At 61.8% G+C, this 23,179-nt stretch carries 27 protein-coding genes; 6 read left to right on the forward strand and 21 right to left on the reverse strand.

What is annotated here, in order from left to right; all coding sequences use genetic code 11:
• Positions 1 to 12 precede the first annotated feature (12 nt).
• Entirely contained in the window at positions 13 to 486 is a 474-nt protein-coding gene (locus C5748_RS19500; RefSeq protein WP_105743606.1) for a RidA family protein, read from the reverse strand.
• A 477-nt stretch (positions 487 to 963) separates the two neighbouring features.
• Here C5748_RS19500 and C5748_RS19505 point away from each other — a divergent pair, with 477 nt between their 5' ends.
• Positions 964 to 1,719, forward strand: a complete 756-nt coding sequence (locus C5748_RS19505) for a FadR/GntR family transcriptional regulator (RefSeq protein ID WP_105743607.1) — start codon at positions 964 to 966, stop codon at positions 1,717 to 1,719.
• Positions 1,720 to 1,831: 112 nt separating this feature from the next.
• Here the strand turns inward: C5748_RS19505 and ubiV are convergent, their stop codons facing one another.
• Genes ubiV through ubiT form a run of 3 tightly spaced genes read right to left on the reverse strand, consistent with a single transcriptional unit; the run spans position 1,832 to position 4,301 of the window.
• Complete coding sequence (ubiV, locus tag C5748_RS19510; RefSeq protein WP_105743608.1) at positions 1,832 to 2,743, reverse strand: ubiquinone anaerobic biosynthesis protein UbiV; 912 nt, start codon at positions 2,741 to 2,743, stop codon at positions 1,832 to 1,834.
• Positions 2,744 to 2,754: 11 nt separating this feature from the next.
• Complete coding sequence (gene ubiU / locus C5748_RS19515; RefSeq protein WP_105743609.1) at positions 2,755 to 3,750, reverse strand: ubiquinone anaerobic biosynthesis protein UbiU; 996 nt, start codon at positions 3,748 to 3,750, stop codon at positions 2,755 to 2,757.
• Between the two features lie 2 nt (positions 3,751 to 3,752).
• On the reverse strand, positions 3,753 to 4,301 hold the full coding sequence (ubiT, locus tag C5748_RS19520) for a ubiquinone anaerobic biosynthesis accessory factor UbiT (protein ID WP_199194845.1): 549 nt from the start codon (positions 4,299 to 4,301) through the stop codon (positions 3,753 to 3,755).
• Positions 4,302 to 4,384: 83 nt separating this feature from the next.
• On the opposite strand from ubiT, the gene C5748_RS19525 reads away from it, so the two are divergent.
• Both C5748_RS19525 and C5748_RS19530 read left to right on the forward strand, forming a co-directional pair.
• Positions 4,385 to 5,899: a UbiD family decarboxylase gene (locus C5748_RS19525; RefSeq protein WP_105743610.1), complete on the forward strand. Its 1,515-nt coding sequence runs from the start codon at positions 4,385 to 4,387 to the stop codon at positions 5,897 to 5,899.
• Positions 5,896 to 6,471 carry a UbiX family flavin prenyltransferase gene (locus C5748_RS19530; protein ID WP_105743611.1) on the forward strand — a complete coding sequence of 192 codons (576 nt, stop codon included), beginning with the start codon at positions 5,896 to 5,898 and terminating at the stop codon, positions 6,469 to 6,471. The genes C5748_RS19525 and C5748_RS19530 overlap by 4 nt, the downstream gene beginning before the upstream one ends.
• A gap of 40 nt (positions 6,472 to 6,511) precedes the next feature.
• Here C5748_RS19530 and C5748_RS19535 read toward each other — a convergent pair whose 3' ends face one another.
• Positions 6,512 to 6,955, reverse strand: coding sequence for a pseudoazurin (locus tag C5748_RS19535; RefSeq protein WP_105743612.1), 444 nt, complete (start codon positions 6,953 to 6,955; stop codon positions 6,512 to 6,514).
• Between the two features lie 138 nt (positions 6,956 to 7,093).
• On the opposite strand from C5748_RS19535, the gene C5748_RS19540 reads away from it, so the two are divergent.
• Entirely contained in the window at positions 7,094 to 7,804 is a 711-nt protein-coding gene (locus C5748_RS19540; RefSeq protein ID WP_105743613.1) for a Crp/Fnr family transcriptional regulator, read from the forward strand.
• A 7-nt stretch (positions 7,805 to 7,811) separates the two neighbouring features.
• Here the strand turns inward: C5748_RS19540 and C5748_RS19545 are convergent, their stop codons facing one another.
• Both C5748_RS19545 and C5748_RS28620 read right to left on the reverse strand, forming a co-directional pair.
• A complete protein-coding gene (locus C5748_RS19545) occupies positions 7,812 to 9,005 on the reverse strand; it encodes an NnrS family protein (RefSeq protein WP_105743614.1) in 1,194 nt (397 codons plus the stop codon).
• Entirely contained in the window at positions 8,987 to 9,238 is a 252-nt protein-coding gene (locus tag C5748_RS28620) for a hypothetical protein (protein ID WP_199194846.1), read from the reverse strand. The genes C5748_RS19545 and C5748_RS28620 overlap by 19 nt, the downstream gene beginning before the upstream one ends.
• Positions 9,239 to 9,327: 89 nt before the next feature.
• Here C5748_RS28620 and C5748_RS19555 point away from each other — a divergent pair, with 89 nt between their 5' ends.
• Positions 9,328 to 10,056, forward strand: a complete 729-nt coding sequence (locus C5748_RS19555) for a Crp/Fnr family transcriptional regulator (protein WP_199194847.1) — start codon at positions 9,328 to 9,330, stop codon at positions 10,054 to 10,056.
• On the opposite strand, the gene C5748_RS19560 is transcribed toward C5748_RS19555, so the two are convergent.
• The 9 genes from C5748_RS19560 to ccoN form a co-directional block, all read right to left on the reverse strand.
• On the reverse strand, positions 10,037 to 10,549 hold the full coding sequence (locus C5748_RS19560) for a hemerythrin domain-containing protein (protein WP_158259899.1): 513 nt from the start codon (positions 10,547 to 10,549) through the stop codon (positions 10,037 to 10,039). The genes C5748_RS19555 and C5748_RS19560 overlap by 20 nt on opposite strands.
• Complete coding sequence (gene ccoS, locus C5748_RS19565) at positions 10,542 to 10,727, reverse strand: cbb3-type cytochrome oxidase assembly protein CcoS (protein WP_105743617.1); 186 nt, start codon at positions 10,725 to 10,727, stop codon at positions 10,542 to 10,544. The genes C5748_RS19560 and ccoS overlap by 8 nt, the downstream gene beginning before the upstream one ends.
• A complete protein-coding gene (locus C5748_RS19570) occupies positions 10,724 to 12,976 on the reverse strand; it encodes a cation-translocating P-type ATPase (RefSeq protein WP_105743618.1) in 2,253 nt (750 codons plus the stop codon). Before C5748_RS19570 ends, ccoS begins: the two co-directional genes overlap by 4 nt.
• Positions 12,973 to 13,458 carry a FixH family protein gene (locus C5748_RS19575; RefSeq protein WP_105743619.1) on the reverse strand — a complete coding sequence of 162 codons (486 nt, stop codon included), beginning with the start codon at positions 13,456 to 13,458 and terminating at the stop codon, positions 12,973 to 12,975. The genes C5748_RS19570 and C5748_RS19575 overlap by 4 nt, the downstream gene beginning before the upstream one ends.
• Entirely contained in the window at positions 13,455 to 15,014 is a 1,560-nt protein-coding gene (gene ccoG / locus C5748_RS19580; protein WP_105743620.1) for a cytochrome c oxidase accessory protein CcoG, read from the reverse strand. The genes C5748_RS19575 and ccoG overlap by 4 nt, the downstream gene beginning before the upstream one ends.
• Before the next feature lie 216 nt (positions 15,015 to 15,230).
• Positions 15,231 to 16,106 (reverse strand): cytochrome-c oxidase, cbb3-type subunit III, encoded by an 876-nt coding sequence (gene ccoP / locus C5748_RS19585; RefSeq protein WP_105743621.1) that lies wholly within the window; start codon positions 16,104 to 16,106, stop codon positions 15,231 to 15,233.
• A gap of 1 nt (position 16,107) precedes the next feature.
• On the reverse strand, positions 16,108 to 16,257 hold the full coding sequence (locus tag C5748_RS19590; protein WP_105743622.1) for a cbb3-type cytochrome oxidase subunit 3: 150 nt from the start codon (positions 16,255 to 16,257) through the stop codon (positions 16,108 to 16,110).
• Between the two features lie 8 nt (positions 16,258 to 16,265).
• Entirely contained in the window at positions 16,266 to 16,997 is a 732-nt protein-coding gene (ccoO, locus tag C5748_RS19595; protein WP_105743623.1) for a cytochrome-c oxidase, cbb3-type subunit II, read from the reverse strand.
• Between the two features lie 12 nt (positions 16,998 to 17,009).
• The gene (gene ccoN / locus C5748_RS19600; protein WP_105743655.1) at positions 17,010 to 18,620 is read right to left on the reverse strand and encodes a cytochrome-c oxidase, cbb3-type subunit I; all 1,611 of its coding nucleotides are present in this window, start codon (positions 18,618 to 18,620) and stop codon (positions 17,010 to 17,012) included.
• Between the two features lie 178 nt (positions 18,621 to 18,798).
• Between ccoN and hemN the strand changes: the two genes are divergently transcribed.
• Positions 18,799 to 20,148, forward strand: a complete 1,350-nt coding sequence (gene hemN / locus C5748_RS19605) for an oxygen-independent coproporphyrinogen III oxidase (protein WP_105743624.1) — start codon at positions 18,799 to 18,801, stop codon at positions 20,146 to 20,148.
• Between the two features lie 15 nt (positions 20,149 to 20,163).
• Here the strand turns inward: hemN and mog are convergent, their stop codons facing one another.
• From mog to narI, 5 genes are read right to left on the reverse strand one after another with little or no spacing between them, the layout of a single operon-like run.
• The gene (gene mog / locus C5748_RS19610; protein WP_105743656.1) at positions 20,164 to 20,685 is read right to left on the reverse strand and encodes a molybdopterin adenylyltransferase; all 522 of its coding nucleotides are present in this window, start codon (positions 20,683 to 20,685) and stop codon (positions 20,164 to 20,166) included.
• 17 nt (positions 20,686 to 20,702) lie between these two features.
• Entirely contained in the window at positions 20,703 to 21,227 is a 525-nt protein-coding gene (locus C5748_RS19615) for a DUF2478 domain-containing protein (RefSeq protein WP_158259900.1), read from the reverse strand.
• Positions 21,228 to 21,267: 40 nt separating this feature from the next.
• A complete protein-coding gene (locus C5748_RS19620) occupies positions 21,268 to 21,552 on the reverse strand; it encodes a hypothetical protein (RefSeq protein ID WP_105743626.1) in 285 nt (94 codons plus the stop codon).
• Entirely contained in the window at positions 21,552 to 22,442 is an 891-nt protein-coding gene (locus C5748_RS19625) for a peptidylprolyl isomerase (protein WP_105743627.1), read from the reverse strand. Before C5748_RS19625 ends, C5748_RS19620 begins: the two co-directional genes overlap by 1 nt.
• Positions 22,443 to 22,447: 5 nt before the next feature.
• On the reverse strand, positions 22,448 to 23,179 hold the full coding sequence (narI, locus tag C5748_RS19630; RefSeq protein WP_105743628.1) for a respiratory nitrate reductase subunit gamma: 732 nt from the start codon (positions 23,177 to 23,179) through the stop codon (positions 22,448 to 22,450).

Here is a 23,179-nt window from a genome sequence, read left to right on the forward strand (position 1 = left end):
TTCCCTCCACTGTCAGGATCCCGTCGCGACTTCGAACACGGCATCGACTTCCACCGAGCAGCCGCGGGGAAGCGAGCCGGCGCCAAGCGCGGTTCGAACGTGCCGGCCTTTCTCGCCAAAAATCTCGACAAGCAAATCGGATGCACCATCGATCACGGCGGGGTGCCCCTTGAAATCAGCTGGTGCATTGACAAAACCGCGCAGCTGAACGCAGGCGACGAGCCGATCGAGATCGCCATCGAGCGCAGCATTGACGCGCGCCACCAGGTTAAGGGCGCAAAGGCGTGCGGCCTGATATCCCTCTTCCGGAGAAATATCCTTTCCGACCACGCCGAGAAAATGGTCGATGCCGTCTATCCTCGGGATCTGGCCTGAAATGGAGAGAAGGTTCCCCGTGAACCGGTAGGGAATGTAGTTGCCCGACGGCGAAATTATCGAGGGCAATACGATGCCCAGCTCGGAAAGGCGTGCGGAAACGACACCCATAGCAATGTTCCACCTGATTTTGATCGCGCGGCTTGCGCGAATTGTGTTCCCGGAGCCATTCGGGATATCCGATTCTGAACGTCGGATACCGTCGCTGGCTCTCTTGTTCCGAGAATGAGATTAATGAAATACTATCTCATGTCAATAGCGACCTAAGAGATACTATCTCCTAGATTCAAAAACAGCCATGATTAAAATCATCTAGGAAAATCCGCTACTTATGGTTTTTACAGAAAGCCATACGAATGAATAAAAAAATTAGCCACAAAGAAATTCGCATATAATTTCTCCCGAACGGCTCGGCATGCTGCTTATAAGTTTGTGATTGCGCTAGTGTGCGCACACTGAGTCGCACACTACCCACCATTGAGATAGCACCACTGGATCGGGTCATGCTATCTTGTATCGGAGGTTGGGAATTCCTATCAGATAGACGCTGCTGATCGAAGACGGCGGCACGAATTGAACAGGTGACATTTGGATACATTGACCGGCCGGACGATACAGGCATTGAAGACGCACATTGCCGACAACCAGCTTACCAAAGGACATAAACTTGGCTCGCTCAACGAACTGTCGCAACAATTCGGGGTGAGTCGCACGGTCATCCGCGAGGCCGTGTCGGCACTACGCTCGGATGGCCTGATCGAGGCCCGGCACGGTGTGGGCGTATTCGTCCGGGAAAATCCCAAGATGATGACCGGCGAGGATCCGGCAATCTACGACGCCGATGCGACGCTTGCTCCCCTCGCAAGGCTAAAGACATCCTTCATGGACCTCCTCGAACTCCGGATGGCATTCGAGGTGCATGCGGCTGGGTTGGCCGCAACCCGCCGCTCCTGGGCGCAGGAATCGAAAATTTGGAACGCGTTGCGAGAGTTTGAGGGGTCGCTTGATGACGAGGCCACACTCGATGAACTCGACTACCTCTTCCATCGTTCGATTGCCGAAGCGACGAACAACGGAGCCTTCATCGAGTTCTTCAGCCTTATGAGCCTCAAGATCATACCGCAGCCAGCGTTTTCAAGAGAGCTCAATCCGGCGCTCATAACGCCCGCCTATATTCAGAACACGGTCGAAGAACATCGCGCCATATGCGAAGCGATCAGCAGCGGCAATTCAGAGCAGGCCCGCGAAGCAATGCGGGCGCATCTCAACCGAAGCCATCTGCGGTATCGCGGCTTCTCCGACAACAATGCCTCTCCACTAAGCAACGTTGCGACTGACGAGTGAAGCGGCTTGCGGGAGATGTTTTAGAATAAACTGATGCAGATCAAGTGATCGACGAGCTTGCCGATAGATTCATGATGTCTTGATTGAGCAGGCATATGCAGCCGGAGGAAACCTATGCCCGCTCGAATGCAGCGCCGTGCGATCCTCTGAGAAAGCCGTTTGAAAAGACCATCCCCGGTAGCAGCGTGCCGAGGGCGTCTCCCGCCTCGCGTCCTTCTATTTCCCGATCGAGAACACGCCGAAAGAGCCTGGCGACCGCCACCATGTCGCCGCTATGCGGCGACATGCGGAATGAGGTGACGCCAGCGGAGATCAGCTGGTCGATATTCTCAAGCAAACTGCAGCAGGTGGACGAAAGCGTCTGTACGCCATTGACAGCGAGGAACGCTTCTCCGTCGAGCGTATCGACCCCGAGTCCGTCCGAATCCTCACCGCAGACGAACCGGCAATTGTCCTTGGCGAGGCCATGCACGCGCGCGTGATAGCAGCGCCCGGAAATGGCGAGCGGCACACGGCCGAAGGCCCAGATCTCCGGCTCGATACCGTAGAAAATGGCCTCATGTGATAGCATCTCGACGGAGGCAAGCGGTAGTTCCGGGGGAAGGCAGACCCGTGTGGCGCCACGTTGCGCCAGATAGGCAAGCGTGCCTTCATTATAGACATTGATCAGCGGGCCGACCGTGAAGCGCTGATCGCGCTTCAGATGGGACAGCATGGTGAGGTCATTGACCTCGATCTCCAGATCGCCGCTGGCCGCCAGGTCCATACACATCCGCCGCTCGCGCTTCAAGGTGACGAGCGCGAGCGAGGAAAGAATGACCTGCTTTCCGGCCCGCTGCAGCCGCTCGATGGCATCGGGAAGCCGGTTGATATAAAACGGCAGGCGCTTGGAACACACCACCTCTCCAAGGCAGACCCGGTCTATCGGCGCTTCATCCGCGATGCGGGCATAAAAGTCGCTCCACTGGTCCGCCGTCCAGTTGAACAGCAGCGGACCGAGCGTAATGGTGGGTACTGTCGTCATAGCCTTCTTTCTCATCGCCATGTCTTGCGGTAGGCCCCGGCGGTTGTCGTCTGGCCTTCGCTCAAGCGCTGGAGCGCGCCGGGCGGGATGGGTTCGCCGGCCACCTCCGCGTCAACAGCGCGCCGGAAACTCGTCACGACGTCACGGATATAGGACCGGCTCCGCTGGCGGCCTTCGATCTTGAACGCCGTCACACCGGCTTTCAGAAGTTGTGGAACGAGTGCAGCGGCATCGAGACTGACCGGATACTCGAAAACGTGGCCGCGATAGTCACCAGCGGAGAAGCATCCCTTGCACAAGGTCGGATAGGGCGCGGGCTCATGCCTGGGCACGCGGTCGATGGTGAATTCACCCAGGCGGGAGACGAGTTCGCCCTTTTCCTCGCGATAGTGCACATGGCTCGCCGGCGAGCATACGCCGTTCATGTTGGGCGACTTGCCGGTGGCGTAGGAGGAAAGCGAGCACCGGCCTTCCGCCATCACGCACAGGCCGCCGAAGACGAACACCTCCGTCTCGCATGACACTTCCTTGTTGATCGCCGCGATCTCGTTGACGGTCAGCACACGCGGCAGGACCACGCGCCTGACGCCGAATTCCTCGACATAGAAGCGGATGGCGTCGGCATTCGCCGCGGCGGCCTGCACGGAGAGATGCCGTCTCAGGTCGGGATGACGCTCCCTGGCATAGGCGAGCAAACCGATATCGGCGAGGATGACCGCATCTGCCCCGGCCCGCGCCGCCTCGTCGATGGCCCGGTGCCATGTCCCGAGCGCTCCGGCCCGAGGAAAGGTGTTGATGGCGACGAGAACCTTTGCCCCGCCGGCATGCGCATAGCGCGCACCCTCTCCGAGTTCCGCCGGCGTGAAATTGAGACCGGGGAAATTGCGCGCATTGGTCTCGTCGCAAAATCCGCAATAGACGCTGTCGGCACCGGCATCGACGGCGGCACGCAAAGCCGCTGGCGTGCCGGCTGGACAGACGAGTTCGGGAACATGTGGGCTTCGCATTCTCAACTCCTATCCCAACGCGTCAATGTCAGTCCGCTCAGCCGCGACGCCATGGGCACAAGGCGTCGCGCGATGCGCTCGACCCTTTCGCCTTTGCCGCCGAACATGGCCGCCATCTCCGCAACGAGATCGAGTTCGGTATCGTCAATAGCGTTGCGCAATGCCAGCACGGCCTCCATGTCGCCTTCGATAACGATGTCGCGGGAAAAAAAGAGCGCGTCCCCATCCGCCGTTCCGTGAACCAGGCCGAGAAGCGCTGCGAGCGTGCCGGCGATGCGCGCGTCCCACCCATCGGAATTATCGCGCCGCCGCGCCTCGATTCGTGGACCGTCGCGGCGAGGCAACATCAGGAAAGCGAAAGGAAGGTCGGTCGGATCGACCAGAAAAACCTTGTCGCCCTGACGACCAAGCCGGGCAAAAAGGCCGGGTTTGCGCCGCCCCACGCTTGTCACCAGCCGTTGCAAGGCAAACTCGAGGGGAGCCAGCGGCAGCGGCGCAAGGAAAAGCCGGAGCGCGCCCGGAAGGGCGGGAAGTGCAGATGCATCGTTCATGCTCATGCAGAAGCCACGGAAAAGAGGCGGCGTCTTTGCGCCAGAACAAGGACATCGCCAGTTGGGAATGCACATGAGAAGCCATGCCCATTCGCGATCTGCCTCCCTTCAGAAGCCTCCGTGACTTTCTCGTGCATCTTGCCGCCGAGGACGACCTCGCCCGCATCGCGGCGCCGGTATCGCTCGTCCATGAGATGACGGAGGTGCATCGCCGCGTGCTTGCCGGCGGTGGTCCCGCCCTGCGCTTCGACCATGCCACCAATGCGCAGGGTGAGCACATCGCCATGCCTGTCGTCGTCAATTTGTTCGGGACGACCCGCCGCGTCGCCGCCGGCCTTGGCGTTTTGCCCGAGCACCTTCCCGATCTCGGCGAGACGCTCGCCTCGCTGCGCGGACCGCAACCCGTGACCGGCCTTCGCGATGCCGTCAGCCGCTGGCCGATGCTGCGGGCGGCATTGCGGACGCGTGTCCGGACCGTGCCGCGCCCAGCCGTGCAAGCCGTGATCCTCCGCAGCGGCGATGTCGATCTGTGCGCTCTGCCGATCCAGACCTGCTGGCCGGGCGAGCCCGCGCCGCTGATCACCTGGCCGCTCGTCATCACCCGCCCGCCCGATACCACAGCCGGCGATATCGCCGGCATCAATATGGGCGTCTATCGCATGCAGGTTCTGGGCCGTGACCGGCTGATCATGCGGTGGCTCGCGCATCGCGGCGGCGCGGCGCATCACCGAGCCTGGGCCGCGCTGCAAAAAGATATGCCGGTCGCCATCGCCATCGGGGCGGATCCGGCCATCATGCTCGCCGCCGCCCTCCCCCTCCCCGAGATGCTATCGGAGATGAGCTTTGCCGGGCTGCTTCGCGGCGAGCGATCGCGCGTTGCGCCAGCCATCACCGTACCGCTGATGGTTCCCGCCGATGCGGAAATCGTCATCGAAGGATGGGTTTCCGCCACCGAGACGGCGCCTGAAGGGCCTTATGGCGACCACACCGGCTATTACAATCAGGTGGGTACATTCCCGGTGATGCGGGTCAGCGCGATCACCATGCGCGACGATCCTCTCTACGTCTCGACCTTTACCGGGCGCCCGCCCGACGAGCCGTCGATGATCGGCGAAGCGTTGCAGGCGCTCGCCCTTCCGCTCATCCGCCAGCAGATGCCGGAGATTGCGGATATATACTTTCCACCCGATGCCTGCTCATACCGGATGGCGGTGGTGGCGATCAGGAAGCGTTATCCCGGCCAGGCGCGCCGCGTCATGGCAGGCCTGTGGGGCATGCTGCCGCAGTTCAGCTACACCAAGGGTATCGTGGTCGTGGATGACGATATCGACGTGCGCAGCGGGGCCGATATCCTGTGGGCCGTATCGACGCGCGCGGACCCCTCGCGCGATCTCATGCTGATCGACCGGACCCCGATCGACTATCTCGACTTCGCCTCACCGGAACCGGGCCTCGGCGGCAAGCTCGGGATCGACGCCACCAACAAGATCGGCGCGGAAACGCACCGCGAGTGGGGGCGCCCGCTCGCCATGTCCGCCGATATTTCCGTGAAAGTCGATGCGCTGTGGCCGCATCTGGGCCTGGGAGCAAAGCCATGACCGCGCGCGTCGTCGTCGGCATCAGCGGCGCTTCGGGCGCTGCCATCGGAGCGGAGATCGTCTGGAACCTTCTCAATCTCGGAGCTGAGGTCGATCTTATCATCTCCGCAGCCGCCAAACGCACGATTGCCGAGGAGCTCGGGCCCGATGCTTTGGCGGAAATAAGCGCCCTGCCGCTCCGCCACCACGACCCTTCCGATATCGGGGCCACCATCGCTTCCGGCTCCACCCGCACATCGGGCATGATCGTCGCGCCATGCTCCATGCGCACGCTGTCGGCCATCGCGCATTCGCTTTCCGACAATCTTCTGGTGAGAGCCGCGGACGTGCACCTGAAGGAGCGCCGCCCGCTCATTCTCATCGCCCGGGAAACGCCACTGCATCTGGGCCATCTCAGGGCGATGACCGCCGTGACCGAGATGGGCGCGATCGTCACGCCGCCGGTGCCCGCTTTCTATCTCAGGCCTGCGGGGATGGACGAGGTCATCGAGCAGATCGCACGCCGCGCCGTGGACCTGCTACAGATCGCGCCGGCAACAGCCATCGCATGGGACGGCGGGATTCCAACTTAGATGCGGAGCCGCCGCCCCCGCCGGCAGCTCCGCTGGCCGGCTAATTACCAGCCGACACTTGTCCCAGCAGTTCCGCGAAAACGGCCTTCGCCTTGCCCGGATGCTTCACTTGGCCGGCAGCCTCGACATTCGCCGGCGCCCCCACCTCGATGAGAGCGACCATGCCCATACCGTAATGCGGCGCGCACTTCACGCCATAGACGCCTTCCTTGGTCAGCGTCACGGTAACCTCCCCGTTGGTCTTGCCCTTGAAGGCTTCCGCACCATCCGGGATCATTCCCTTGATGGATTCGGCATTATGCCCCTTGTCTGTGGGAACGAAGCGAATGGTGTCGCCCGGCGCGGCTTTAACAAAACTCGGCTCGAAAACCATGACGCCCTTCTCGCCCTTGTTCAGCATCTTGACCTCGAATTCGGCGGCGCCGGCACTGGCAGCGAAGGCAACGGCAACACCAAGGGTCACGGCGGCAAGGATTTTGTTCATCGTTTTTTCCTTTCCTGAAGCGAAGCGAGATCGCTTGTCGATCGCGCTTATAGCGGTGCTGCCACCCCCTCTATTTGCGCTGGATCAAACAAAAACCGGAAAGCCCTGGGCTATACTGGCGAAAAATGGAGCACCACCATGCCAAGCCTTGACAAGTCACTGATCGCTGGGCTTCCGCTGTTTCAGGGGCTTTCGACGGAACAAATGGAGTTTGCGCTTTCCCATGCCCGGTCAGCCCGCTACCCCCGGGCAACCGCGATCTTCTCCCAAGGTGAAACGGCTCGATCTTTCTTCCTGCTTCTTTCCGGCCATGTAAGGGTCGTGAGAACGTCCCCCGAGGGACAGCAGGTGGTCGCGCGCTATATCAGTGGCGGTGAATTGTTCGGGATAGCGGTGACCATGGGCGCATCCGCCTATCCCGCAACCGCAGTGGCGGCGGTCGATTGCGTCGTCCTGATCTGGCCGAATGCCGTCTGGCCGCAGTTGCAGGAGCGGCTTCCGACCTTCGACGCCGGCGCCTGCCGCACAATCGGAACACGTCTGCAGGAAACCCATGACCGGGTGCTGGAGATTTCGAGCAAGCAGGTCGAGCAACGGATCGCGCGGGTGCTCTTGCGCCTCCTGCAGCAGGCCGGACGTACATCAGGTGAAGAGATCGCCATCGATTTCCCGATCACGCGACAGGACATCGCCGAAATGACAGGCACGACGCTGTTCAGCGTAAGCCGTCACCTCAGCAACTGGGAAAGCGAGGGAATCATGCGGAACGGAAGACAAAAAGTGATCGTTACGGACCCGCATCAACTCACGCTCATCGCCGAAAACAAGCCCACCCCACGAAAACATTGAGCCGCCATCAGGCGCGCACTGCCCGAGGGCGCAGCTTTGCCGTCATCAGCGCCCGTCCGTACAACAGGACATAGCCAAGAAACGCGACCGCCCATAGCGCAGCCGACGCGTGCAGCACGACAGTGCTCGACGTGAATGACACCGCGATGCGGAGCACTGCTGAAACCGTGACCGCCGCAAAGATCATGCAGGTGCCGGCACCGGCGTGGAGGTCGCGTCCCGTATGCCCCAGAGTGGCGCGCGCCATCACCGCCAGCGTCATCGATCCTATCGCGCCGACGCCAAAGGCATGAAGGGCCGCGATCGGGGGAACCGTTTGAGGAAACAATATAGCAAGACCGGCGAGCACAAATCCAACAGGAACGAATATATAGGCCATGTGCAAAATGAAAACGAGCGGATCGCGCAGCGTTCTGTCGCCGCCCCATCGCGCCAGACGGAAGAAATTGAGGCCTCCTGCGGCGAGCAGCGCCAAACCGACAAGAAGCCCGTCTGGCGCGAATGTCCACGCGGCGAGTGCCGCACTGGAAATGATGATCACCATGGCGTCGAAGCGACCGAACGGCGTCGGCAGGCGTCCGGGATTTTCGCGGGCGAGCCAGTTGCGCGTGAAGCTCGGGATGATCCGGCCGCCGATAAGCATGATGAGCACAAGCGCCGCGCCAATGCCCAGACGCCGGCTTGCATCGGTCAGCCCATCCAGATGCGCTTCGATGTGGAACAGCGCATTTGCGACGAAAAGAACGACAACCGGCGCCAGCACTTTCGCATTGCGCCAATTATTGCCCGCGACGATCTCCACTGCGGCGGCAACCGCCACGGCGAGGAGAAACGCGCAATCCGCGACTGCGGCAGCCAACCAGCCGATCTGTCCCGAATAAAACACTGCAAACCGCCCGATCAGCCAAAGGATAACAAGCAGGAGCAACGGCCACCCCTGCACAGGCAGACGCCCCGTCCAGTTCGGTATCGCAGTGAGCAGGAACCCGGTGACGATGGCCGCGAGATAACCGAACAGCATCTCATGGATGTGCCAGTCCACCGGCGCGAACAGGCTTGCGGTTTCGAGATGTCCGTAGAAAAGCGGCAGCCAGAATAAAATGGAGAGGCCGGCATAAAGGCTGCCCAAGAGGAAAAACGGCCGGAAGCCATAGGAGAGGATCGCCGGATAATTTCCGGGCTTTATACGGGGAACTGGCATGTCTTCACCTTGTCTCGCTTCATGAGCAATTCGATAGTGTGCCGGGAATGCGACCAGCGCTCTTTGTCCGCGATCAAACAGGTTTCATCCGGGACGCCGCACTGAACACCGGCCTTGGAACCGGTCCGCTCAGGGTGGGCAGGTAAGCCCGAAGGAACAATGCCCATCCCGCCATCCAGCACATTGCCGAGGCTGGCGGCTGAGACAATATGCTCCTTTCCGGAAACCACCATTGTCTGTACCGATATCTGGAGAACGCTGAGTTCAAAAACAGAAAGTGCCGGGCGGCAAGATTCATAGATTGCCGCTACGGAGACGAGGCATGATGAGCCGCATCGATATCCACAATTCCGATACGCCAGTCCTTTGCCAGAGCTGTGAAATCCGCCATAAAGGCATGTGCGGCGTACTGGATCCGAAACAGTTGCTGGCGCTTTCCAAGCACACCCGCATAACACGGCACGACCGGGGCGAGCAGTTGAGCACAGAAGATACGCCCATTACGGCCTATGCCAATGTAATGCGTGGCGTGGTCAAGCTCACCAAGATGCTGGAAGACGGACGGCAGCAGGTCGTCGGCCTCCAGTTCGCCCCCGATTTCATGGGGCGGCTTTTCGGCCAGGACAACCAGATCACGGCGGAGGCAGCCTCCGACGTCGAATTGTGCAAGGTGCCGCGCGCTGCGCTTGAAAAACTGATCGCCGAGTACCCGCAGCTCGAGCATCGGCTGATGCAGCAGGTGCTGCGCGAGCTCGATGAAGCGCGCGACTGGATGATGACGCTCGGACGCAAGAGCGCCGCGGAAAAAGTTGCGAGCTTCCTTTACCTGATCGCCACCCATACGGACCCGCAAGCCCACCAGGCGAACACGAAAAGCGCCGAGTTCGATCTTCCGCTGACACGCGCCGATATCGGAGATTTCCTCGGGCTGACCATCGAGACCGTTTCGCGCCAGATGACCAAGCTTCGTATTGCCGGCGTCATCGCAATCGTGGCGAGCCGGCATATCACCGTGCCTGACCTGGAACGGCTCAAATCCCGCTGCGGTTGATTTTGTCCGCGCTGACATCCGGCTCTCCGGATGTCAGCAGAGGCAACAGGACCTCCATATCGAAACGGATATGCCGCCGGATATTTTCGAAGAAGGCGCGCAGCATATAGCCGAGCGTTTCCGCCGACGGCTTCGCAAGACCGCGGCCATGCGCGGTCAACGCATCGTGCAATTCTTCAGCATAGGCTTGGTCCGCGATATGATCATGCCGCAGGCGGCTGATGATCTGGGAAAGGCCCGGACATCGGCCATAATACCGCGCGATATTCGCAAACAGCACGCTTTCCTCAAGCCTGTGCGCCCGCGCGAGCAGACCTGAAATAGCTTCCGCCGCTTCAAGGCACATGCCCCGATCGGCTCTATCAGGCAACCCGTCCGCGAGCGCCTCCAGCATGTCGCAGAGCGCGAGCTGTTCATACCACACCGCATTCAGGCTGCCCGCCATGGCGGCGAATGCCGCAGCCGAAACACCTGCCTCGCTTTCCTCACTCATCACCCTTCCTCCTCCCAAGGGGGCCGGACTGGAGAACGATGTCCTCATCGATCAAAACGCGTTCCGCCGCCCCGTCCAGATCATCATATTGCCCGCTCCTTAGCGCCCAGAGGAAGGCAGCCAATCCCATCCCGCCCAGAAAAAGCGCCAAGGGCATGAGGTAAAGCAGCGTGTTCATCGGGCGCTCGCAGCATGGCCCGCCCGCCGGTAAAGAGCAGCCGGGTGAGAACAGGGAACAGATGGGCGCAGCCGCAATGCATTCGCGACCACAAGGATCGAGGAAACCGACATCGAAACGGCGGCCACCAGCGGCGTGACATAGCCGAAAATGGCGACCGGAACGGCGATGGCATTATAGACGAGCGCCAGGGCGAAATTCTGCCGGATCAAGCGGTTGGCATTTCGCGAAACCGCCAGAGCCAGCGGCACGGCGCAGAGACTGTCGCGGAGAAAAACGAAATCCGCCGCGTTGCGCCCGATATCTGCCGCCGACGCCGGCGCCATCGATACGTGGGCGGCGGCGAGTGCGGGCGCATCATTGAGGCCGTCGCCGACCATCAGCGCCTTGCGTCCCTCGGCTGCAAGCGCGCTCAGGCGCTCCAGCTTGCCGGCCGGCAAGACCTCGGCATGGCAGGTTTCGATTCCGAGGGTATGAGCAATACTGCGAACCGAAGCGGCCCGGTCCCCCGAAAGCATCTCGATGGCGATGTTCTGGCTGGCAAGCGTTCGGATCGTCGAACCGGCATCCGGGCGCAGCGTGTCCTCGAAGGTGAAGGAAGCCACGGGCTTTCCGTCCCGGCTTAGAACCGTAGCGCCATTTCCGCCTTCTTGACCAACCGCCCAGCTTGCCCGCCCCAGCCGGTAAAGCTCCCCGCCGATCCGCCCCTCAATGCCCAATCCGGCGATTTCGGCCATCTCTTCGATCCGCGCAGCCTCGCCGGGACACGCTTCGCTGATCGCCCGCGATGCTGGATGGCTGGAATGGGAGGCGAGCAGGCCTGCAATCAACAGCACTTTCTCATCGGATGCCTCGGCGCTTTTCAGCCGCACCTTGCCAAGCGTCAGCGTGCCGGTTTTGTCGAAAACCGCCGTGTCGATCTCGGCCAGACGCTCCATCGCCGAACCGTCCTTGACCATGATGCCGTTTTCGAACAGCCGCCGCGCCGCCACGACCTGAACGATGGGAACTGCCAGTCCGAGCGCACAGGGGCAGGTGATGATCAGGACCGCGATGGCGATGGTGATGGCCCGGTGCCAATCGCCCGATACCGCCATCCAGCCGAAAAACGTGATGAGCGCCGTCAGATGGACGACAGGCGAATAAAGCGCGGATGCACGGTCGGCAAGGCGCCGATAGCCGCCCCGCCCGGCCTCCACCGTCTCCATCAGCCGCACGATCTCGGCGAGGAACGATCCATTCGCCCCCGCCGTCACCTCGATCATCAGTGGACCGGTCAGGTTCAGCGTTCCCGCCCGCAGCATGTCGCCGGGCCTGGCGCGCTGCGGATCGCTTTCGCCGGTCACCAGCGAGCAATCGAGGCTGGAGGCCCCTTCCCGGATCACGCCATCCACCGGAATGCGTTCGCCCGCCGCGATCAGCACCCTCATATCAGGTTCGATCTCGGCGAGCGGCAGAAACTCCCGCGATCCATCGGCCCTCAGAACCACCGCCCCGCGCGCGGCGAGCCGCACGAGCCCCGTCACCGCCGAACGCGCCTTTTCCCGCATGACATGGTCAAGCGTCCTGCCGATGAGCAGGAAGAACAGAAGCGACGCTGCCGCGTCGAAATAGGCGTGCGGGCCGTGGTTGATCACCTCGTAGAGGCTCATTCCATACGCAAGCGAGACGCCGAGCGCGATGGGGACATCCATGTTCATGCGCCCATGGCGAAGCGCATTCCAGGCGGAGCGATAGAATATTCCTCCGGCAAAGATCAGCGCCGGGACGGCAATGAGCGCGGAGATCCAGTGAAAGAGATCCCGCGTTGCCCCTTCCGCTCCCGACCACACGGAAACGGACAGAAGCATGATATTGCCGGCGGCGAAGCCTGAGATGGCGACCGCCCGGATCAGTTGCGAAAGCGCACGATCTTCGCCCGCCGCGCTATTGTCGAAGAGATGCGGAGGATAGCCGAGCCGGTGCAGGGTCTTGAAGATTGCCGGCACATCCCCCTCCCGCCAGCGGACGGAAAGCCGCTTGGTGGAAAGGTTGACCCTGGCATAGTCGACGCCCGCAAGCCCCGCCAGCGCGGTTTCGATCTTCTGGATGCAGGCGGCGCAGTGAACATCGGGCACCGAAAGCTCCACCTGATGGAGACCGTTTCCAAGATCGCGGCTTTCCAGTTTCAGCTCTTCGTTCCACCGCGCCTCGGAGCGCGCCAGCTCGGCATCGAGCGCCATAGGCGTTGCGACGGCGCAGCAGGTCATTGGATGATCCCCTTGTCGATGGTCACACGGATCATCCGGCGATAGGGTCGGACGAGGCCCGCATCGATATCCATCTCGACCAGCCAAACCCCGTCCACGACTTTTGCCTCGGCCACGAGCAGCCCCTTTTCGCCCGCCTTCAGCTCAGCGCTCCAATCCGCGCCCTCATAGGCGGGGTGGCGGAAGACGACCTTGCCGCCCGCCGCCTCGACCGGAAGGCCGTTGCGGTCGGCGAGCCGGTAGCGGATATGGCCCGCATCCGTTTCGAGCGTACCATTCCATCCAAGCGCTGCTTGCGCCCGGCTTTCCGCCATGCGCTCGTTGAACTGCTGGCTGGCGACATAGGAGTTCGCCACCACCAGCCCGGTCCAGCTCGACCGCGCGAAGCTTGCCATGGTGAGGTTGACCGCGATGATCGTGCCGAAGAAGCCCACCATCACCGCGATCATGTGCCAGCCGGTAAACCGCCGCTGCGTATTCATTTCGAAGCCTCCGGCGTGTTGAAAGTGGCGTTGTATTCAGCGGTTTCCGGCCCCTGCGTGTCGGATGCGATCAGCCGGAAGTTATGGTCTCCACCCGCCTCGCCCGATGGGAGGCGGATGAAGATTTTGACCGTGCGCAGACGGTCCGGCTCGACGGGCAAGAGCAGTTGCGTCACCGGTTCACTCGATACGCCGACCGCCGTCATCGTCGCGCCGGGCAGATCGGCCAGCCGCAGCGATATCGTGCGCGGTTCGGGGATCATATTCAGGAGCTTCACCGTGAAGCCATTGCGGATCGAGCCATCGGAAAGCCGGACGAATTGCGGGTTGCGATCCTGAATGACGTTTAGCTGGAGCCGGGTGCGATCCAGCAGCGCATAGACGAGCGCGATCCCGATCAGCGACCAGACGGCGAAATAAAGCAGTGTCCGGGGGCGCAGCAGCGTGGCCGCACGCACATGGGACAGCTCAGGCGAAAGCCCTCCGCTCACGCCGCGCACCAGCGCCGGGGTGATCGGCAATGCCCCGTTCCCCGTCGCCAGCGCCTTGTTGGCGTTATAGTCGCTGAGCGTCGCATAGGAGATCAGTCCGCGTTCGCGCCCGATCTTGTCCATGACGGAATCGCAGGCATCGATGCACAAGGCGCAGGTGATGCACTCCATCTGCTGCCCGTCGCGAATGTCTATCCCCATCGGGCAGACGGCGACGCAGGCATTGCAATCAATGCAATCACCGACGATTTCACCCGCCGCCATGGCCCGCTTGGAATGGCGCGAGCGCGGTTCGCCACGCCAGTCATTATAGGTGACGGTGAGCGACGTTTCGTCGAGCATCGCCGCCTGTATTCGCGGCCATGGGCACATATAGGTGCAGACCTGCTCCCGCATCAGCCCGCCGAAAACATAGGTGGTGGCCGTGAGGATGGCGACGGTGATATAGGCGACCGGCGCGGCGTGGCCGGTTGCGAAATCGACGAGCAGCGTCGGGGCATCGGCAAAATAGAATATCCATGCGCCGCCGGTCGCCACCGCAATCACCAGCCAGATGCAGTGCTTGCACGTTCTCAGGAACAGCTTGCGCAGGCTCCACGGCGCGGCGTCCAGCTTGATGCGGGCGTTGCGATCGCCCTCTAGCCCGCGCTCGACCACGAGGAACAGATCGACCCAGACCGTCTGCGGACAGGCATAGCCACACCAGGCGCGCCCGACGACGGAGGTGATGAGGAAAAGACCGATCCCCGCCATCACCAGAAGCCCCGCCACGAAGAAGAATTCCTGCGGCCATATCTCGATGAAGAAGAAGTAGAAGCGGCTGTTGGCGATATCCACCAGCACCGCCTGATCCGGCGCGTGCGGCCCGCGATCCCAGCGAAGCCACGGCGTCAGGTAGTAAATGCCGAGCGTGATCGCCATGACAAACCATTTGAAGCGCCGGAAGGAACCTTCCGCGCGCTTGGGAAATATCTTGCGCCGTGCGGCATAAAGCGGCGACTGGCGATTCTTCGCCGAATTGACCGCTGCGGCGTCAACCCTCTCCACGTCAGCCTGATTGAGCATTTCGAGCGGTTCCTGTTTTCATGGAATCGGCTGTAATCTGCCCCTCACCCTTACCCTCTCCCCGTGAAGAACGGGGAGAGGGAGGCATAGACGATGCCGCTTCTTCCTTCTCCCCGTTCTTTACGGGGAGAAGGTGCCGGTAGGCGGATGAGGGGCATTCCAGTTTACGCAGCGTTTCCATCTAAAAGTGAAATGCTTTGGTTGCCTTGATCGATGTCAATCGGTGGAGGGCTGGCCGCCGCCCAGCGAATGGACGAAGACAGTCAGTTCCTTCACCGTTGTTTCCCCGAGGCGCGCCCCCCATGCGGGCATGATGCCATGTCTGGGAGACTGGACCTGCCGGGCGATTTCCGCCTCCGTGCCGCCCATCAGCCAGAGAGCGTCGGTCAGATTAGGAGCGCCAAGCTCGACGTTTCCCTTCGCATCAGCGCCGTGACAGACGGCGCAATTATCGGCGAAAACCGCCCTTCCCTCCTCGACCAGCGCCGGTTTCGACGGCGTGCCGGACAGGCTGGCGACGAAGGACGCGACGGCAGCGATCTGTCCGGCATCGAGAATATCGGCAAAGGCGGGCATCATCGACTGGCGCGTGTCATCGTCGCCGGCAAAGCGGATGCCGTGCGTTATCGTCTGCTGGATGGCCTCTGGCGAGCCGCCCCAGAGCCAGTCGTCATCGTTGAGGTTCGGATATCCCGCGGAACCGGCGGCGCCCGATCCGTGACATTGCACGCAATTGACCTTGAAGGCGGCGGCTCCACCGGCAATCGCCACCTGCCGCAACGCGTCGTTGGCCAGGATCTCAGGAACGGTGCTGGAAGCGATATCGGCCATATAACCCGCCTTCTGCGCTTCCGCCGCCGCCATCTCGCCGCGAACGTCGGCGCGGCTGGAATAGCCGAGAACGCCGCGCGTCGCATCCGAGATCAACGGCCAGGCGGGATAGGCGATCGTATAGCCCGCCGCCCATACGATCGTGGCGTAGAAGGACCAAAGCCACCAGCGCGGCATCGGATTGTCCAGTTCCCGAATACCGTCCCATTCATGGCCGGTCGTCGATACGCCGGATACCTCGTCCACATGTTTTTCGCTCATCTCAATCCTCCTTGAGGGGGATACGGGCGGCCTCGTCGGCATGTGCCCTGCTGTTGGGCCGAAAGGCGAAGGCGACCACGCCGATGAAGAAAAGCGCCATGACGAGAAGGGCCCAGCTATCGGCGAAGGCGCGCAAACTGTGATAATCCATGGGTTTTCCTACCTGTCGCCTGCGGTTTCGTCATAGGTCTTCATATCCACCAGCGTGCCCAGCATCTGGAGATAGGCGACCAGCGCATCCATCTCGGTGAGCGCCTGCGGATTGCCGTCGAAATCGCCGACACGCGCCTTGGGATAGCGGCCCTCTATGCCGGATGTGTCGGCATTCGGGTCCGCCTGCGCCCGCATGTCGGCTTCCGTGTTCTCGATCATCCCGGTGGTGTAAGGCACGCCGACCGCCACATTGGCTTTGAGATGCGTGGCGAACCCCTTCACCTCCAGCGGATTGTCCTTCAGGAAGGCGTAGCTCGGCATGATCGATTCCGGCACGACGGAACGCGGCTCGATCAGGTGCTGCACATGCCACTCGTTCGAATAGCGGTCGCCGACGCGGGCAAGGTCCGGCCCGGTGCGCTTGGAGCCCCACTGGAACGGATGATCGTACATGGACTCGGCGGCGAGGCTGTAATGCCCATAGCGCTCGACCTCGTCGCGGAAGGGACGGATCATCTGGCTGTGGCAGACATAGCAGCCCTCGCGGATATAGATGTTGCGCCCGGCCAGTTCGAGCGGTGAGTAAGGCCGCATCCCCTCCACCTTCTCGATGGTGTTTTCCAGATAGAACAGCGGTGCGATCTCGATGATGCCGCCGATGGTGACCACCAGAAACGAACCGATGAGAAGCAGCGTGGCGTTGCGTTCCAGAATGGCGTGTTTGTCCAGAAGTGCCATGATGAGGTTCCCTTATTCAGCCGGCTGCAGGGCGGGCGCACGCCCGCCGATGGGCGCTTCCTCGCGCTGGCGGCCAAGAATGGTCATGGTGAGATTGAAGGCCATGAGGATGGCGCCGGCGAGATAGAGACCGCCTCCGAGCGCGCGCAGCATATAGTAGGGATGCATGGCGGCCACCGACTCGACGAAGGAGTAGATCAGGAAGCCCTGCTCGTCATATTCGCGCCACATCAGCCCCTGCTGGATGCCTGAAACCCACATGACCGCCGCGTAGACCACGATCCCCAGCGTCGCCAGCCAGAGGTGCCAGTTGACCATGCGCACCGAATAGAGCCGCTCGCGGTTCCACAGTTTCGGCACCATGAAGTAGAGCGCGCCAAACGTGATGAGGCCGTTCCAGCCAAGCGCGCCGGAATGCACATGACCGATGGTCCAGTCGGTATAATGGCTGAGCGAATTGACCGCCTTGATCGACATCATCGGGCCTTCGAAGGTCGCCATGCCGTAGAAGGCGACGGCCATCACCATCATACGGATGATCGGATCGGTGCGGATCTTGTCCCAGGCGCCCGACAGCGTCATCAGCCCGTTGATCATGCCGCCCCATGAGGGCATCCACAGCATGATGGAGAAGACCATGCCGAGCGTCTGCGCCCAGTCCGGCAGCGCCGTGTAGTGCAGATGATGCGGGCCGGCCCAGATATAGAGGAAGATCAGCGCCCAGAAATGGATGATCGACAGGCGATAGGAATAGACCGGGCGGTTCGCCTGCTTGGGGATGAAATAATACATCATGCCCAGAAAGCCCGCCGTCAGGAAGAAGCCCACCGCATTATGCCCGTACCACCATTGCGTCAGCGCATCCTGAACCCCGGAAAAGGCCGAATAGCTCTTCGATCCGGTAAACGACACCGGAATGGCGAGATTGTTGACGATGTGCAGCATGGCAATCGTCACGATGAAGGACAGGTAGAACCAGTTGGCCACATAGATATGCGGCTCCTTGCGGCGGATGATCGTGCCGAGGAAGACGACGAGATAGGCCACCCAGACGATTGTCAGCCAGATATCGACATACCATTCCGGCTCCGCATATTCGCGCGCCTGGTTCGAGCCGAGCAGATAGCCGGTCGCGGCCATGACGATGAAAAGCTGGTATCCCCAGAAGACGAACCAGGCGAGATCACCGCCGAAAAGCCGGGCCCGGCTGGTGCGCTGGACGACATAGAAGGAGGTGGCGATCAGCGCATTGCCGCCGAAGGCGAAGATCACCGCCGACGTATGCAGCGGTCGCATACGCCCGAAATTGAACCATGGCTCGATGTTGAGATCGGGATAGGCGAGTTGCAGAGCGACGACAACGCCGACCAGCAGGCCGACAACGCCCCATCCCATCGTGGCAATCGTCCCGTAACGGATGGGGCCATCCATGTAGCCCGATGTATCGATGACAGGAGCCGGGCCGAAATCCACCCTGCGGAGCAGCACGATGGTCGTTCCCATCATTACTGCGACCAGCACCCACATATGGTTTGCGAAAGCCGCGTCCTTCGCCAATCCGGCGCCGACAAGCGCAAGAAACGCCATCAGCCCCGAGCCTATGATCGCCCATCCATGTCTCATCGAAATTCCCCTGCGCGAAATCAAACGCCAGCTTGCGCGAGGCAAGCCCATAGGGTCGTTTCTACGCATTTTCGGGGTCTCGCCCTTGATTCAGATCAAGCGCTCTTCTCCTTGATGGAGATCAAGGCAAGGGCCGCCGCAGCCGCTATTTATCCGGCACAAACGGAGATTTCGCGCGATGTCAGCACATCCGGCGTTTCGGCCTAACGATACCGCCCCCCGCTATACGAGCTACCCGACCGCGCCGCACTTCCATGCAGGGCTCGGGGGCCGCGCCTTGAAGGCATGGCTTGGTCATCTGCCCGACGGCGAGCCGGTTTCGCTCTATGTCCATATCCCGTTTTGCGACCGGCTCTGCTGGTTCTGCGCCTGCCACACCAAGCAGACGCGGCACTACGCGCCGGTGGAGGCCTATCTCAACGTGCTCCATCAGGAGATCGCGGCCATTGGCCGCCTCGTCGGCGACAGGGCAAATGTCGGCGCACTGCATTTCGGCGGCGGGTCGCCGACGATGCTCAAACCCGCCGACCTCGCCGCGCTGGATCGCGCCTTGCGAAGCGCCTTCACCTTCGCGAACGATATCCGGATCAGCGTGGAAATCGATCCCAACGATATGGATGAGGCCCGGCTCGATGCGTTGGCGGCGATGGGAATGACCCGCGCCAGCCTCGGCATTCAGGATTTTCATCCTCGCGTGCAAGAGGCCATCAACCGCGAGCAGAGTTTCGAGACCACCCATGCGGTCGTGGAGGGCTTGCGCAAACGCGGCGTGCGCTCAGTCAATCTCGACCTGCTTTACGGCCTGCCATATCAGACGACCGAAACGCTTGTCCTCACACTCCGGCAGGCGCTCATGATGCATCCGGACCGGCTCGCCCTCTTCGGCTACGCCCATGTGCCATGGTTCAAGAAGCATCAAACCATGATTGACGAGGCGTCGCTGCCCGGCAGCGCGGCGCGCCTGATGCAATCGCAAACCGCCCGTGACCATATCCTTGCGCAAGGCTACGCCCCCATCGGGATCGACCATTTTGCGCGCCCCGGCGACGGGCTGGCGCTTGCCGCCGCCAACGGCACGCTGCGCCGCAATTTTCAGGGCTATACCGATGATCGCTGCGCTACGCTCATCGGCCTCGGCCCCTCCTCCGTGAGCCAGTTCCCGCAAGGCTACTTGCAAAACAGCACCGCGACCGGCGAATATATGCGCCTCATCCGCGCTCATGGCCTTGCCACGGTGCGCGGCATCGAACTCACCGACGACGACCGGATGCGGCGCTGGATCATCGAGCGGCTGATGTGCGATTTCGCGTTTTCAGCGGAGGTTTTACGGAAACATTTCGGGCCGATGGCGGAAGAGGCCATTTCATGCGCGATGACAACTGCGGCGGATCAGGGCGCGGGCCTGTGTGAATGGAACGCCGGCATCTTTTCCATCACCCCAGAAGGCCGCCCATTCACGCGAGCAATAGCCGCAAAATTCGACCGCTATCTGGCGCGCGGAACGGCGCGGCATTCCGCAGCGGTTTGAAGCCGCCATCCGATGTCAGGCTGGCCGAAAGGCCGCTACGATCACCGGATCGGTCTCGATACGCCGGGCGCCGATCAGATCCAGGCAATAGGGAACGGCGGGAAATACCGTATTGAGGCAAAGATCGATGGACGATGGTTTTCCCGGCAGGTTGACGATCAGGGTCTTGCCGCGCGTGCCGGCCATCTGGCGCGAGAGGATCGCGGTGGGCACCGTCTCAAGACTCGCCCGCCGCATGGCCTCGCCGAAGCCCGGCAACTCCTTCTCGATCACCGCATGCATGGCCTCCGGCGTCTCATCGCGCGCCGATGGTCCGGTGCCGCCGGTCGTCAGTACGAGATCGACACGATCCTGATCGCAGAAGTCGATCAATGCGCGGCGGACGCTTTCGAAACCATCAGGGATGATCCGAGGCACGGGCGTCCACGGCGAGATGATGGCCCGCTCCAGCCATTGCCGGATTGCCGGTCCAGAGAGATCGGCATAGGCGCCGCGACTGGCGCGGTCGGATATTGTGAGAATGCCGATATGGACCATCGGCCCGGCCTCCGCGCTCATGCGAATGCCCTCGCCGGGGTGGCTGACCGGTCGCAGATGAGTTCCGGCAATGCGATCTCCCGCGCGAGCATGTCGGCAAAGGCGCGGAATGGCGCAAGATTGATCATGGGAACTCCGATCAGAACCGGAACCGGAAGTTCCAGCGCCTTGACGATCAACGACCTGAACCCTCCGCCTTCCGCTTCGGTTTTCCCGAACTTGCACAGGACGAGCAGATCGGTCTGGCTGGACAGTGCCAGTTCCGCCGCCGCGCACGCATGCAGCAGCCGGTCGGTATCGAGGACGCAGCCCCTCGCGTGAGGCCCACGGTCTTCCGATATTCCGTAGAGCTTACCTGTTGAGAGATCCCGCAGATGCATATCGCACCGCGTGCGGCCCGGCTTCGACCGGCTATGCTGAACGAGGCCGGCCAGCCGCATGCCCTCGCCGGCCATCGTCGCGGTGGCTTCCAGCAGGAAGGTTTCGAATTCGGAGCCGTTGGAATAGACGATTGCCGTAATGGGGAAATCTGGATGGGTCATTTGCATACGCGATATCCTTCAGACAGAAATGGGCCGTCCTTTACCTCGCCCGCGCCTCTGGCAGGGCCTTCATGAGAATGGCCCGGATGGCGGCGAGTCCCGGATCTTCGGCCTGGTTCATGATGCCGACCAGTTGGACGAAATGCTCGTCGGATGCGGTTTCCATGAATGACAGGACCGTCATGGAGAGATAATCGGCCGACTCCATGGTTGCGGCAGCGGCGGCCTGCTCGACGCGCTGTGCCAGCCCGTCCACGCCAAGCGTGGCGATGAGCGCCGTCGCGGTCTCCGATTGTTCGAGCGAGGCGATGAGAGAGCCCAGCATCACTGCACCAGCGGCGTCGCCGCGCCTTCGAGTTCGAGTTCGATGCCGCTGATATCGGCGCGCCCGATCAGCAGGGAAATATACTGCGCCGTCGCCTGACCGCGCACATGCTCCTCAAGATAATCGGCGATCCGATCCTTGACCGCCTCGAACGGCAGGACGGAACCTTCAACCTTTCGCACCAGACGGACAAGATGAATCCCGTAACGGGCTTCCACCGGCGGCGATATTTCACCGGGAGCAAGGGTCGCGAGCGCGGCCTCGAATTCCGGCGTCGTCTCGCCTTGAACGAACTGGATTCGACCGCCCTCGACCTTGGCCGAAGGACAATCCGAGCAATCCCTTGCAAGCTGCACAAAGCGTTCCGGTTCTGCGGCGAGGACCAGAGCGAGCGCCGCCGCCTTGTCGCGCGCGGCGGCGAAGGCCAGTGCATCCTCCCTGTGCGCTGCGACAAGAATATGATCGGCCTCGAAGAGCGGCGGCGTGATGAAGCGCTTGCGGTTGTTTTCATAGAAGCGCCGAAGCGTTTCCTCATCCGCTTCCGGGGTTCGGATTTCGCGTTCGATGAGCGCGCGCAGGAGCGCATCCTCGTCCGTTTCCATCCGCCCTTCGTCATCCGCTTGCGGCTCTGCCGCTATGGCAAGCCGCGCCGCCTCTTGCACCAGAAGTTCGCGGATCACCAAGGCGCGGGCGGCCGCATGCCAGGCGGCGCCGGGGTTGTCGGCGGTGAAGTTCTGCGTTTCCACGGCGATATCCTTGCGGGAGATCGAAACGCCGTTGACGCTCACCGGCAGCGCGGCGACCGGCCCATGCGCGGCGGCATGATCGTGGCGGCAATTATTGCCGTGCGGGCCCTGCCCCGCTGTGCGGTCGATGACGATGGAAACCATGGCCGTTACTCCGCCGGATGCCTGTTGGAATGCGAGGGATGCTGCTCGCGCGTGAAACGGGTGCGCACGACCTGATAGCCCGGACGCCCGAGATACCAGACCGGAGCACTCCAGACATGGACCAGCCGCGTGAACGGAAACAGCAGGAAGATCGTCATCCCCAGCAGCAGATGCGCCTTGAAGACGGGATGCACGTCGAGGACATAGGCGGCGGCGCCGGGCTGCAGCGTCAGGATGCCTTGCGCCCAGTTCATGAACTTCACCATTTCATGGCCGTCCATATGGCCGAGCGAGACGAAGATGGTGCAAAGCCCGAGCGTCAGCTGCAGCCACAGGATGAGCAGGATCGCCATATCGCCGAAGCTCGATGTGGCGCGGATGCGCGGATCGAAGAAACGGCGATGCGCCAGAAGCGATATCCCGATGAAGCAGGCGATACCGGCAATGCCGCCGACGGTGATCGCCAATCCCTGCTTGAAGCCATGCGAGACGCCAAGAGCATCGAAGACGGCGATGGGGGTGAGCAATCCGGCGGCGTGACCGATGAAGATCACCAATATGCCGACATGGAACAGGTTCGATCCCCAGCGCAACTGGCTGCGGCGGAGCAATTGCGAGGAACCGGTCTTCCATGTGTATTGCTCGCGGTCGAAACGGACCAGGCTGCCGAGCAGGAACACGGTGAGACACAGATAGGGATACCAGCCGAAAAGCATATAATTGATGGTTTCGGACAT

Source organism: Phyllobacterium phragmitis (assembly GCF_002980495.1).
Classification (GTDB): Bacteria; Pseudomonadota; Alphaproteobacteria; order Rhizobiales; family Rhizobiaceae; genus Paramesorhizobium; species Paramesorhizobium phragmitis.